This window comes from Butyrivibrio sp. WCE2006 (genome assembly GCF_000701985.1).
Lineage (GTDB): Bacteria > Bacillota > Clostridia > Lachnospirales > Lachnospiraceae > Butyrivibrio.
On the sequence record NZ_JNKH01000010.1, the window covers coordinates 102,854 to 116,380 of the forward strand.

Annotated in this window: 10 protein-coding genes; all 10 read left to right on the top strand. The window is 39.6% G+C overall.

All coding sequences use genetic code 11. The annotated features are described in order from the left end of the window. Window positions 1–7: 7 nt before the first annotated feature. The 10 genes from T501_RS09030 (at window position 8) to T501_RS09075 (ending at window position 13,434) form a co-directional block, all read left to right on the top strand. Window positions 8–889: a DegV family protein gene (locus T501_RS09030; protein WP_044914389.1), complete on the top strand. Its 882-nt coding sequence runs from the start codon at window positions 8–10 to the stop codon at window positions 887–889. Between the two features lie 120 nt (window positions 890–1,009). Next, window positions 1,010–1,831 (top strand): ATP-dependent sacrificial sulfur transferase LarE, encoded by an 822-nt coding sequence (gene larE, locus T501_RS09035; RefSeq protein ID WP_044914390.1) that lies wholly within the window; start codon window positions 1,010–1,012, stop codon window positions 1,829–1,831. Window positions 1,832–1,847: 16 nt separating this feature from the next. Beyond that, complete coding sequence (locus tag T501_RS09040) at window positions 1,848–3,200, top strand: MATE family efflux transporter (RefSeq protein WP_044914391.1); 1,353 nt, start codon at window positions 1,848–1,850, stop codon at window positions 3,198–3,200. 7 nt (window positions 3,201–3,207) lie between these two features. Further along, window positions 3,208–3,957 carry a nickel pincer cofactor biosynthesis protein LarB gene (larB, locus tag T501_RS09045; protein ID WP_026511163.1) on the top strand — a complete coding sequence of 250 codons (750 nt, stop codon included), beginning with the start codon at window positions 3,208–3,210 and terminating at the stop codon, window positions 3,955–3,957. A gap of 147 nt (window positions 3,958–4,104) precedes the next feature. Continuing rightward, on the top strand, window positions 4,105–4,680 hold the full coding sequence (locus tag T501_RS09050) for a hypothetical protein (RefSeq protein WP_044914393.1): 576 nt from the start codon (window positions 4,105–4,107) through the stop codon (window positions 4,678–4,680). Between the two features lie 282 nt (window positions 4,681–4,962). Further along, window positions 4,963–7,203 (top strand): leucine-rich repeat protein, encoded by a 2,241-nt coding sequence (locus T501_RS22115; protein WP_050008226.1) that lies wholly within the window; start codon window positions 4,963–4,965, stop codon window positions 7,201–7,203. A gap of 158 nt (window positions 7,204–7,361) precedes the next feature. Further along, window positions 7,362–9,392, top strand: a complete 2,031-nt coding sequence (locus T501_RS09060) for a hypothetical protein (protein WP_044914395.1) — start codon at window positions 7,362–7,364, stop codon at window positions 9,390–9,392. 55 nt (window positions 9,393–9,447) lie between these two features. Beyond that, window positions 9,448–10,524, top strand: a complete 1,077-nt coding sequence (locus T501_RS20175; protein WP_050008227.1) for a GTP pyrophosphokinase — start codon at window positions 9,448–9,450, stop codon at window positions 10,522–10,524. Between the two features lie 310 nt (window positions 10,525–10,834). Next, on the top strand, window positions 10,835–12,124 hold the full coding sequence (larC, locus tag T501_RS09070) for a nickel pincer cofactor biosynthesis protein LarC (RefSeq protein ID WP_044914396.1): 1,290 nt from the start codon (window positions 10,835–10,837) through the stop codon (window positions 12,122–12,124). A gap of 287 nt (window positions 12,125–12,411) precedes the next feature. Continuing rightward, a complete protein-coding gene (locus tag T501_RS09075; protein ID WP_044914397.1) occupies window positions 12,412–13,434 on the top strand; it encodes an Ltp family lipoprotein in 1,023 nt (340 codons plus the stop codon). Window positions 13,435–13,527 lie beyond the last annotated feature (93 nt).

The following is a 13,527-nucleotide window of genomic DNA, read 5'->3' on the forward strand; positions in this document are numbered from 1 at the left end:
AAAACAAATGGCAGATTATGTGATAAGTTGTTGCTCTACATCAGACCTAAACCTGGAGCACTACGTTAAAAGGAATATCAAGGTTGCGTATTTCCATTATGAAATAGATGGCAAACCGTACCTTGATGATGGCGAATATCCGATAGCGGAATTTTATAAAGCAATGGCTGCAGGGGCGATGACTAAGACCTCTCAGATAAATGTAGATGAGTATATAGCGCATTTTGAACAGTATCTAAAGGCGGGAAATGACATAATTCATCTTACGTTAAGTTCAGGCATCTCAGGAACCATAAACTCTGCTAATGTTGCAGCAAATGAGCTTAGAGAAAAGTATCCTGACAGGAAACTGTATATTATTGATTCCTTAGCAGCTTCGTCAGGGTATGGCCTTCTCATGGATAAGATTGCAGATCTTAGAGATGAGGGCAGGAGTATTGAGGAGGTAAAAAGCTGGGTAATTGAAAACAGGTTATACCTTAATCACTGGTTTTTTACAACAGATCTTACATATTTTGTGAGAGGCGGAAGAATAACAAAGGCAGCAGGCTGGGTTGGCGGCGCTTTGAAAATCTGCCCACTGCTCGATGTTGATAAGGAAGGCAAGCTTGTTCCAAGAACAAAGCACCGTGGAAAGGAAAATGTGATTCACGCAGCTGCTCAAAAAATGTTGGAAAATGCTAATGGCGGTGCCGAATATGCAGATAAATGCTATATCTCTCAGTCGGCATGTATGGATGATGCCGAGAAACTTATACGTGAGATTGAAGCACTTGTACCTGCCATGAAAGGGAAAATTGAGATTTATGATATCGGAACTACTATTGGTAGTCATACCGGTCCCGGGACAGTAGCTTTATTTTTCTGGGGAAAAAAGAGGGAAGACTAAAACAGAATGAGCCTTAGACACTTTATGTCTTTGGCTCACTTATTTTTGAGCAGAGTACTTAGCGAGGTGTTTTCGCGTTTAGTGAGAGTCCCGGAGCATTTAGAGATAGGAGAACACGTTATGAGTACTATTGATGAGAAATATGAAAATCTAAAGGATAGTATAAAGAGCTATGGAAAGCTGGCAATTGCCTTTTCCGGAGGTGTTGACTCAACCTTTCTTCTTAAGGTTTCAAAGGATGTAATTGGCGAAAATGTTATGGCAATAACAGCAAAGTCCATCTCATTTCCTGAAAGGGAGCACAAGGAATCTGAAGATTTCTGCAAGGATAATGGAATAGAACAGATTATAGTTGCGGTGGATCAGATGAGTATTCCCGGCTTTAAAAATAATCCGCCGGACAGATGCTATCTATGTAAGAAAGTTATTTTTGAAAACATCATTGCCACTGCTAATAGTCATGGAATAACCGCGGTTGCAGAAGGCTCAAATGCTGATGATGTCACAGACTACAGACCGGGAATGCGGGCAATAGAGGAGCTTAAGGTCAATAGTCCGCTAAAGGATGCAGGACTTTCCAAGGATGAGATAAGAATTCTCTCCAAAAGACTTGGACTTCCTACCTGGTCCAAACCTTCATTTGCCTGTCTTGCAACAAGGTTTGTCTATGGTGAAGAGATAACAGAGGAAAAGATAAAAATGGCAGGTGCCGCAGAGGAGCTGATATTTAATCTGGGATTTGAGCAGGCAAGATGCCGTGTTCATGGTGACATGGCAAGAATAGAAGTTCCGGAGGATGATATAGAAAAGCTTATGGCATCAGATGTAAGAAGAAAAATAGCCGGCGAAATAAAGAAACTTGGATTTTCATATGTATCCATGGATATGCAGGGCTATAGAACCGGAAGTATGAATGAGGTTCTGGATTTAGAAGAAAAATAAGTATTATGGAGGATTTATGCAAAAATCAGCTACCAAGGATCTGACTAATGGATCTCCAATGAAGTTAATACTTGGATTTGCGGTTCCCATGCTTATGGGAATGCTGTTTCAACAGTTTTACAATGTTGTCGACACAATGATAGTAGGGCGGTTTCTTGGAAAGTACGCTCTGGCCGGTGTTGGAAGCACAGGGTCGATAAACTTTATGATAATAGGCTTTTGCATGGGAGTGTCAGGAGGTTTTTCCATTCCCATTGCCCAGACATTTGGTGCAAAGGACTTTGACGGCTTAAAAAAATACTTTGGAAATGCAATCGTTTTATGTGTGATATTTGCTGCTGTCATGACTTTACTGTCAGCCATCTTCTGCAGGAAAATACTTATCATTATGAACACTCCGGCTGAAGTAATTGATCATGCTTACGGATATATCATAGTGATCTTTATAGGAATACCGGTAATATACATGTATAATCTGTTGTCCGGAGTTTTACGTGCAGTGGGCGACAGCAAACATCCGGTTATGTTTCTGGTGATAGCATCCTTTATCAATATCGCTCTTGACCTTCTGTTTATTCTTGTTTTCGGACTTGGAGTTACAGGAGCAGCACTGGCAACGGTTTTATCACAGCTTATTTCAGCAATACTGTGCCTTCTTTTTATTATAAAAAGTGTGGACATTTTGCATGTAGGAAGGCGGGATCTTTCACTTGAAAGGCATCACGTATATAAGCTTTTTAATATGGGAATTCCAATGGGACTTCAGTATTCCATAACAGCTATAGGAAGTGTGCTCCTTCAGGTTGCGGTAAACGGACTTGGCGCGGATGTTGTTGCAGCAGTTACTACTGCCGGAAAAGTCGGAATGTTTTTCATGTGCCCTTTTGATGCCCTTGGTTCAACTATGTCAACTTATGGAGGGCAGAACGTTGGCGCAGGTAAAATCGACAGACTTGGTAAAGGACTAAGATCAGCGGGAATTCTGGGAAGTATTTATGCGATACTTGCTTTTGTGGTACTTTATTTCTTTGGAAAAACTTTTGCACTTTTATTTATGGATGCAGGAGAAGAAGCGGTGCTTTCTCTGGCACATACATATCTTATTTGGAATAGTATATTTTATATTCCGCTTGCATTTGTTAATATTGTACGATTTCTTATTCAGGGAATGGGATTCAGCATGCTGGCAATTCTTGCAGGTGTCTGTGAGATGATAGCAAGAGCAGGTGCATCACTTTTCCTTGTGCCGATCATCGGTTTTACCGGAATATGTCTTGCAAGTCCTCTTGCGTGGATTCTGGCAGATGTATTTTTGTTTCCGGCATTTTTCTATACCAGAAATATCCTTAGCAGAAAGGTGAGGAGGTAGTTATTATATGAATAAACATGAGCTTGAGCAGCTGCTTAAAGACGTAGCTGCAGGAAGTGAATCTGTAGATGAAGCACTTTTAAAGCTAAAGGGCGCACCCTATGAGGATCTTGGATTTGCAAAACCTGATTATCACAGAGGTATAAGACAGGGCGAGGCAGAAGTAATATATGGCGCAGGCAAGACGCCTGAACAGATATTGAAGATCACTAATAATTTAAGAGAGCACGGGCAAAAAACAGTGCTGATAACAAGAATGAAAAAGGAAGCCGGTGAGCTTTTGACTGCGAATATTTCAGATTTTACCTATGATGAGTACAGCCACATAGGAATCGCAGGAGAGCTTCCCAAGAAGGACGGAAAAGGAACCATTGTAGTTGCCACAGGTGGAACCAGTGATATGCCTGTAGCTGAGGAAGCTGCCAAAACAGCGGAAGTCTACGGAAATGAGGTGGTACGCCTTTATGATGTGGGCGTTGCCGGGCTTCACAGACTTCTTGGACACAGAGATGAGATCATGTCTGCCAGAGTAATAATTGCCATTGCAGGAATGGAGGGAGCGCTTGCCAGTGTTATAGGCGGACTTGCGGATTGCCCGGTAATTGCGGTTCCTACAAGCGTAGGTTATGGTGCATCCTTTGGCGGAGTGTCAGCACTTTTGTCAATGCTTAATTCCTGTGCCAGCGGAGTTAGCGTAGTAAATATCGATAACGGATTCGGTGCAGGATATCTTGCATCAATGATTAATCATCAGTAAAAAAATAAAAAAGGTGTTGGACATTTGTTGGACAGGGCAGGTTATCCTATATTCAGATAGCACATAAACGTTTTAATAATGATTTTTGACCGCTATAACGGGAATATAAATCACTATTAAAAGATACTATATGAGGAGGATCTGAATATGAAAAACAAATTGGTTAGAAAGACACTGACAGTTGCAATTGCAGGAGCAATAGCAGTAATGACGATGGTTGGATGCGGAAGCAAGGAAGAACAGGCACAGCCGCAGGATGCAACCGTTGTTTCCGAAGAGGTGCAGGGAGAAGATACACAGATTGATGAAGCTGAAACTCCCAAGGCAGATAACGCTTCAGAGGAAGAGGATTACACAGAGAATATTGATGATGAGATCCAGGCAGTTCAGGATACACTGGTATTTATGGGTGGTCTTAAGACAGCAGATGATGCTGAAAAGAGCATTGATATAGCAATGTTCAGAAATGATCAGGGCGATATCATCTATATTTATGAAGAGGATGGAAGTCTCGATTACGGTATTTACACAACTGAAGATGCTACCACTGAGGATGGCAGAGAGTATGCTAAGATCACAGGAAGTGACAAGACCTACGGATACTACTTCAATGAAGACCTGACAACAGGAATCATTGTTGATACAACAGGCAAGGTTTTTGAGGCTGTTGAACTTGATGAAACTGCCGCAAGAGAATATGTCGCAAAGACAATCGGTGGCTGATTTACACATTTTTTCTGGTTACAATTAATATATGGGTTAGGGCAAATATAAATAGATACATAACATACAAAACACATTTCATGATGGATTTTTCCGGATGAGATGTGTTTTTTTATGATAAAGGAAATTTCTCCGAAATTCCTATATCATAAAAAGCGCTCCGCTATGGATGGCCGTTTTACAAGGTGTTTATGACTTTGTTGGACATGTGTTGGACGTAGAGGTTTATGATTTTTTACGAAATAAACATTTTAATATTTCTTATGAGGGAGAATTATAAAAATGAAGAGAAGAACAAGTTATTTAGCATTACTGTCAGGAATGGTCATGTCAGGATTGATATTGGCTGCACCGGGATTTTCAATGAACTCATTTGCTGCAGAAAAAGCAAATGGTGAGAATGCATTCACATCAGGAACTACTCAGAGAACTGCAAGTACGGCAAATCTTGTAGAGGGTTATATGCATCAGCAGGGGCAGGATGATTTCCCCGGCTATACATTAAATACCAACAGGCGAGCGTATCTGAATGAGATTAATGGGATTGTTTATGATGCAATCTTAAATAAGAGCAAAGAGGTAGCTGCCGGAAAAGAAGCAAATACTAAAATTGAGGTAACTATTAATATAAAGGATATTCTTGGAGACAGATATAAAGAGATTTACTATCCTGAAGATTTTGGACTTGAGAGCTTTACTGATGATGCAGGAGATTCGAATGTATTTAACGTATTAAACAACTATATTGGATTTGATCCTGAGAAGATTATCAGAACTCTTCGCCTGGATTGCCCATATGACATATATTGGTATGGAAATGAATATGATACGACAAACGGATTTGTATTATACAGAGAGGAAGGAAAAACTACAGGCGATTTTATCTGCGCAAAATATGAAGAGCCTATCACTTTCGAGCTTTGTGTTTCTGCAGATTACAGCACTTCAGGAAAAGGTGGAGAATGCAACGCAGATGTAAACAAATGTAAAGCTGTTAAGTCTGCGGCAGATAATGCAAATAAGATAATACAGAAATATAAATCAAAGAGTGATTTTGAAAAGTTAAAGGCGTACAGGGACGAAATCTGTAATCTTACAGCATATAACTATGATTATATTAGAAATGGAGTTAACAGATACGGCAATCCTCATCAGATGATTAATGTATTCGATGGTGATCCTGATACAAAAGTAATATGTGAAGGTTATTCAAAAGCATTTAAATATTTATGTGATGGAACGGATTTTAACAGCAACATTATTGAATGCTATATTGTGACGGGAAATATGGCAGAGAAAAGTCCTTCAGCTAATAAAGCGCTTCATATGTGGAATAATGTGCGCATGAGCGATGGAAAAAATTATATCGTTGATGTGACAAATTGCGATCCTGACAATAACAATGAACAACCCAGCAATGATCTTTTCATGGTGGGAGCAAAAAAGGTAGAGGGCGAATGGCTTAAGCCTGCTGCAATAGATGTATATTATAGCTATGAAGGTTTGTCCACAGGTTCATACACTCAGAATGAGCTTGCTGTATCAGAAACAGATTATGATCCCAAGTCAGAGGTTGCAGAAGAAGTTACGATTAACTTTAACCCCAACGGAGGTAAAGTTGCGACTGAATCAATCACTACATATGTTGGCGGATGTATCGAACAGCTTCCTGTACCAACAAGAGAAGGTCATAAATTTATTGGATGGTATACAGAACCAACAGGTGGAGAGAAGATACCTGATGCTGTTAAATTTGTAAGTAAGTGTGAGGACACCTGGTATGCACATTGGGAGGCATTAAGTCAGGGAGAAGCTGAATATCAGAATCAGCAGGGAAATTCCGGCGAACAGGATGGTCAGAGTCAGAATCAGCAGGAGAATCCCGGCGAACAGGGTGGTCAGAATCAGGATCAGCAGGAAAATCCCGGCGGACAGAATGGTCAGAATCAGCGCCAGCAGGATGCTCAGAATCAGAACCAGCGCCAGAATCCCGCTAAGCAGGACAATAAGAATAACCAGCAAAATCAGAATAATGACACCAATCCTAAAGCAAATCCCGGGGCTAAGGAAAATGTAACACCACAGCCTGAAAATGGCACGATTTCTGCAGAAGAAGGCGATTTTGAAACAAGTGTTGACGGAACAGCTTCAATTACCGGTTCAGCTAACAAAAAGATTAAGAGCGTAAATATTGGCAATGAGATTACTAATGGAAATGTTACCTACAAGGTTACTAAGATTCAGCCTAAGGCATTTAAGAAATACAAGAAGATTAAGTCTCTTACAATCGGAGATAATGTTCAGGAAATAGGTTCAGAAGCTTTCAGCGGATGCACGGGTCTTAAGAAGATCACTATCCATGCCAATAACCTTAAATCTGTCGGCAAAAAGTCCTTCAAAGGATTAAAGGATGGCGTAAAGATAAATGTAGTCTGCAGAGAAAAGAAGACTTATGAAAAGGTAGTAAAGAAGCTTAAAAAGGCAGGAGCATCAAAGGCAAAATTCAAATTCGTAAAAGGCTGATAACACAGCCATGTTACGAAAATTAAATTCATATAAAATAGTTTTTTAATGAAATTTTTATACGTAGCTAATATTTATTTCGCAATAAGTTTAGTCATGTTTTTTAGAATATATATAGGATTAAAAACTTATTAAAATGCGGAAAATTTGGTGATCGTATGAAAAAGGGAATTGTCTTATCTATATCAGTTCTTTCATTATTGGGAATATTCATAGCCATATTCTATCAAGTGTCAAGTCTAAAGGCACTTGATAGAACCGGCTTGCGTCAAAAGCCCGGAAATAATGTGACGATTGAAGATAATGGGACACCTTTAGAAGCCAGTGTTTCTGAGAGAATCACAGAGGACGGATACACAATTGATAATACGGATATTGAAGCTCCCAAGAAGATCAAATCTACAAAAATCACATCTTTTTTCTGTATATTTTCAACACTTTATGATGAAACAAACATATTAGGTAATAAAAGATGGGAGCTCAGGGCAGACCTTGACGGCAGCCTTGTGAAGGGCTCCTACAGTGCCTGGGATTTTCAATCAACGGATGAGCGAAGATTCGAAGCTGACAAAGCTTTCATGGGTGATCTTTTCAGTATCATAGATCGCTTTGCCCTGGCAGGCTATAACGGCCTTGATACAGAAACAAAAGGAATTCCGGATGAATATGGCGCTACGATCAGCGTGGTATTTGATTCCGGAGAGAGTATTTATGCCAGTGATAATACAAATAATTTTCTTCCGCCGGAGGCAGAGGACGAGCTTGTGCAGCTGTTTGCGGCAGCCTGCGCCAATGGAAAAGAAGTTATAGGTGTCTCGGTTTCTGATTCATTACAGATGGTAGATGTACAAAATGGTAGTGGATACCTGAAATATCCTGTGCTAACCATAGGAAGAAATGATGTATTTGGGGAGACGGATGATCTTAAGTATCCTGCAGAGGATGAGCTTAGATATGCCATAAATCAGATTAATTCTGAGGAGTATGACGAAGCCTTTCTGGCTTCAGGAAGATTTGGCAAGGGATGTCAGGATAAAAGCTTTTATTATGACAGCGACTTGTTTATAACACGAAATGACACAGAGGTAGTATCGCTTTATATAAAGGAATGCTCTTTGGAAGAAGCGGATCAGGAATATGAAAACACTACCTATAAAACTTATAACATTGATGCTTCCACAGGAGAATTACTGAGCTTTAGGGATGTTTTCAGAGATTATGATGAATTATCAGAGCTGATTGCAGACAAGCTTTTGGAAAAATATAAGGGTCAGAGATTCCCAAAAGAAGCAGCTAAAGCCATAGAAGCATCAATAACTGATGAAGACGGTAATATATGTTTTGCCCTTGGAAACGGGTTTATACATATTTTCATAAATGAATATGTCTTAAATGATGCGCCGGGAGGGTATCACTTAACCCTTTCATTGCAGGACTATCCACAACTTATAAGTAATTTTTATAAAATATATCCCGCGGATACCCTGACAAGACTTGATTATGATACAGATTATTATATTGATGACGGACTGAAATTTAAGATGGAATGCGACAAAGATCCCGGTGAGGAAGATATCTACTGGAGAGGAATTGTCGGAGAAAACGTATGTGAAGCTACTTATTACGGACACGCTCCTGAAGCATATCTTGTAAGGAAGAACAATAAGAATTATCTATATCTCAATCTTCCCACAGGAGATGTGAGCTTTCACGGTGTGATATATGAGATTAAAAAGAGCGGATTAGAAACTCTTCCTGAGCAGGGAGATCTGGGACTTACAGTGGCAGAGAACACTACCCTTGATCCGGATTATTTTCTCATGAATATGAATGAAGTTATTGACGGAACAGTATGCTTTATGTATCCGACAGGCGCTTTCAAGGTTGATGTGGACGGTTTTCCTGCAAGTGTCTCAAATATATACAGGCTGCAGGGATCTAAGGTAAAAATAAAAGAGACAGGAAGATACAACCCTTCAAGAGTCGAGGATGCTGCAAATTCAGGAGGCATGTTCTACGTGACAGAGGGAACAGAAGTTACACCATATGCATCTGACCTTAAGAGTTATATTGATTTTATTACAACAGAGGAAACTGAACCAAGAATTTTAAGGTTTACAATAGATGAGTTTTCACCAGAAATGAAGCTTGATAATTTTGGAAAGTTGAATGATGTTTTCAAATACTGATTATTATAAAGCAGATTATGGAAACTGTGAACTGTCCTAAGAGGGAGTAGATAGAATGAATTTCGGCTTACAGATACAAAAACAAAATTATGATGAGCTGGTACCTCAATTTGCTCAGGTACAGAAAATAGCCGGAGATCTTTTGGAAAAAGGGCTGGAAGAAGCGAAGATTAATATCATGCAGATTCCCTCCAGAATTAAATCCTGGGAATCTATTGAAGATAAGCTGGTAAAGAAGCAGGACAAATATTCTAAGGTGGAGGATCTGACCGACATTTTGGGTTTGCGTATAATCTGCTTCTTTTTATCTCAGGTAGATGAATCTGCAAAAGTGGTCCACAGATTATTTGATGTGGATAGTGATAAATCAAGCGATAAGCGGGAAGAGATATCGCCTTCGAGTTTTGGATATATCTCTCTTCATATGATCTGCTCACTTAAGAAGGATGCCGGATATCCTGAAAATCTTACGGAACTTAAATTCGAGATTCAGCTAAAAACAATTTTGCAACATGCCTGGGCTGAAATTGAGCATGACCTTGGATACAAAACCGTGCTTGAAATCCCTAACAATATGCGCAGGGATTTTGCCAGAATCGCAGGACTTTTGGAGGTCGCAGATGATTATTTTGAGAATCTGAAAAATAATCTGAAAGAGTATGAGCTGAATATGCTTAAGAAAATTCAGGCTGACAGGGCAGATGAGCTTTCACTGGACATATTGACCCTCAATGCCTTCATGCAATACAGTAATGCCATGAGGAGATTGTACGACGATATGACAGCTCTTACCGGAGGAAAGCTTATAGAAGTCGGCGCGGAAGATTATCTTCAGATGTTAAATTACATGAAGCTGGAAAAACTTGGGGATATACACAGTCTGATAAGGAGCGAGCACGATCACGTCCTTATTCTGTTAAAGCACGCATTAAAATACTCGGATCTTGAGGAAATAACATCTAATGCAGCATTATTTTATCTTTGCAGAGCAAAAATGGTCTGGGGAGATTATAATGAAAAAGAGATAAGAGATATCTATTATAATTATACTGAAGACTATGAAAAAGCTGAGCATCATGCGGAGATGATCCTTTCGTTAAGAAAGGAATTAAGGGCTGTATCTGAAGCATAAATGTTACTGTTCAGACAGCTCTGCGCACTTGCTGCGCTGAGCGTGAGAATGTTCTACGTCTTGAATATATGATTTGCCCCTTTGCCGAAGGCAACTGGAATGGGCAAATCCAGTTGCTGTGAGCACCGTAAGGTGTGAACAGTAATGCATAAATAATTCTATATAAAAAGCATTGCAATTTTTTCCTTAGTAGTTGATAATAAATGTGATACAATTAGATTGCTTAAAATAATTGTTTTAACTGCAGTGTCATAGGGTTATTTTGCCGTCTGCATTATTTAATGCATTGGTATAAGGAAAGGATTCATAGATGAGTACACTATACATTGAATGCAAAATGGGCGTTGCCGGGGATATGCTGTCTGCGGCACTTTTAGAGTTGTGTGAAAATCGAGATGATGTTGTGAAAAGACTTGAGAACATGGGAGTTCCGGGTGTCACTTATTCGCTTACTAAAAGTGAGAAATGTGGAATCATAGGCAGCCATCTTGAAGTTAAGGTCAACGGCGAAGAAGAGATAAGTGAAGATGTGGATGGCATGTATCATGACCACGATCACGAGCATCATCATGACCACGATCACGATCATGAACATCATCATGACCACGACCACGAGCATGAACACCATCATGACCACGATCATGAGCATGAACATCATCATGACCATGACCACGATCATCATCACCATCATGTACACAGAAGCATGAAGGATATTGAAGATATAGTTAATACTCTGACTACTGATGCTATAGTTAAGAAAGATATTCTGAATGTTTATAAGCTGATAGCTGAGGCAGAAGGTAAAGTCCACGGAAAAGATGTTTCTGAGATTCATTTCCATGAGGTTGGAAGCATGGATGCTGTTGCAGACATAGCTGCTACATGCCTTATCATGCGCATCTTAAATCCTGATAATGTAGTTGCTTCACCGATACATGTTGGTAGCGGACAGGTAAAATGTGCCCATGGAATTTTGCCGGTTCCTGCTCCTGCAACAGCATATATTCTTAGTGGAGTACCAAGTTACAGTGCAGATATAAGAGGTGAGTTATGCACACCTACAGGTGCAGCACTTATCAAATATTTTGCAAAAGGATTCGGGCCACAGCCTGTTATGTGTGTTGATAAGATTGGCTACGGAATGGGCAGGAAGGATTTTCCTCAGGCAAACTGCGTAAGGGCTATGCTTGGCGGTGAAAGCGCATCAACAGATACTATCGTTGAGCTTGTTTGCAATCTTGATGATATGACACCTGAGGCTATAGGTTTTGCAACAGAACAGCTTATGGATGAGGGAGCAGCTGATGTTTTCACTACTCCTATAGGGATGAAGAAAAACCGTCCAGGAACCATGTTGACAGTCCTTTGCAAAGAGAGTCTTAAGGAAGAATTTGTAAAAAAGATTTTCAAATATACTACAACAATAGGTATTCGTGAGAGTATCTGCAACAGATATATCCTTAACAGAGAAGAGAAGGTTGTACATACTAAAGACGGAGACATCAGAGTAAAACAGGTATCAGGTTATGGTGTCAGCCGTGAAAAGAGGGAATACGAAGACCTGGCTAAAATTGCAAGAGAAAACAAAAGAGGATTATAAAAGATCTTCTATAGAGAAGTTTGATGTCTGATACGCAGCTTTATGCAGTAAATTACTATGGCTGACAGACTTAAAAATCTTTGCATTTTGTAAGTATGAATGAATTAAATAGGCGTAAGCAGAGCATTTGGACATTTCCATGAATAGAGCTTTGTGATAAACTTTCTTTTGATAAAAGTTTAAATGACCTTACTGGCACTTATTAGTTTTTATGTCAGGGCTAACACATTCAGATTTTAGTTAATCAGGAATGTGTCATTACAGGAAGGTTATGGAAAGAGGGAAGTATGGAGAGATTTTATGTTGGAAAATGTCCTAAATGCGGGATGGAAATTTACAGTGATAATGGCATGGCCACAAGATTCTGTACACATTGCGGGGCAGAGCTTACATCAAACGCTAATAACGGGGGAATGGCAGTAGCCTATATGGAAAAAGAGGAAACTGCTAAAAAGGATGAAAGAAAAACTGTAGAAACTGCATCAACTTATTCGGATGCACAAAGCAGTACTCTTCAGTTTGATACTTCGATTCCTAAATTCGATGTATCAAATGCCTCAGGCATGTATGATTTTCAACAGGAAATGGTTAACGAAAAAAACAGAAAACGTGCCGTTTATGTTGCAGGTGGAATAGCTGCTGCAATTATCGGTATAGCAGCTTTGGGATTTACAAGCGGTGTGGCAAACATTCATACCGAGCCTACAGCTCCGATTGTAACTGAGGTGCCAAGTGATCCGGATATTGATCTTGTTGAAGATACAACAGTAGAAGAACCTTCCTCTGAAGAGGTTCAGACTGATAATAAGACCACTGTAACGAATATCGATGATCTTACAATTCCTGAAAAAGAGGCTGTAAGAAGAGCTTCACAGCTTCTTACTTCAATTCCTTATTCAAAGACAGAGCTTATCGAGACAATGCAGGAAGAGTACTATGGTTTTTCAGAGAGCGAAGCTACCGCAGCAGTTGAATATATGGAGAACGCGGGACTTGTAAACTTTAAGGAAGAGGCTGCCAGATGGGCAAAGACTCTTGCTGAGGATACATCCTTTTCAAGAGCAGAGCTTTTAAGAATGTTATCAGGAGAGTATTCTTCACACTATACCCGTGAAGAAGCTGAATACGCTGTTAATTATATAGAGCAGAATAACTTAGTCGATTGGAATGAGATGGCAAAAAAGGAAGCTGAGCTTTACCTTAGCCTTTCCAGCAAATATACAAGAGAAGAGCTGATTAACCAGCTTGTGGTTGGTAATGAATTTACTCAGAGTGAAGCAGAATATGCTGCAAACGCTCTTGGATATTAGACTTAAGTATTGTTGTTTATATCTAAAAAAAATACAATTATTTCTAAAAAAAGTGCAATGAATTAGAAATACTTAAATGCTATACTTCACGTT

What these genes read in the sequence shown, in the direction of transcription:
- larC (WP_044914396.1), top strand. Translation starts at nt 10,835, where the DNA reads ATGAGTACACTATACATTGAATGCAAAATGGGCGTTGCCGGGGATATG.
- T501_RS09030 (WP_044914389.1), top strand. Translation starts at nt 8, where the DNA reads ATGGCAGATTATGTGATAAGTTGTTGCTCTACATCAGACCTAAACCTG.
- T501_RS09050 (WP_044914393.1), top strand. Translation starts at nt 4,105, where the DNA reads ATGAAAAACAAATTGGTTAGAAAGACACTGACAGTTGCAATTGCAGGA.
- T501_RS22115 (WP_050008226.1), top strand. Translation starts at nt 4,963, where the DNA reads ATGAAGAGAAGAACAAGTTATTTAGCATTACTGTCAGGAATGGTCATG.
- larB (WP_026511163.1), top strand. Translation starts at nt 3,208, where the DNA reads ATGAATAAACATGAGCTTGAGCAGCTGCTTAAAGACGTAGCTGCAGGA.
- larE (WP_044914390.1), top strand. Translation starts at nt 1,010, where the DNA reads ATGAGTACTATTGATGAGAAATATGAAAATCTAAAGGATAGTATAAAG.
- T501_RS09060 (WP_044914395.1), top strand. Translation starts at nt 7,362, where the DNA reads ATGAAAAAGGGAATTGTCTTATCTATATCAGTTCTTTCATTATTGGGA.
- T501_RS20175 (WP_050008227.1), top strand. Translation starts at nt 9,448, where the DNA reads ATGAATTTCGGCTTACAGATACAAAAACAAAATTATGATGAGCTGGTA.
- T501_RS09040 (WP_044914391.1), top strand. Translation starts at nt 1,848, where the DNA reads ATGCAAAAATCAGCTACCAAGGATCTGACTAATGGATCTCCAATGAAG.
- T501_RS09075 (WP_044914397.1), top strand. Translation starts at nt 12,412, where the DNA reads ATGGAGAGATTTTATGTTGGAAAATGTCCTAAATGCGGGATGGAAATT.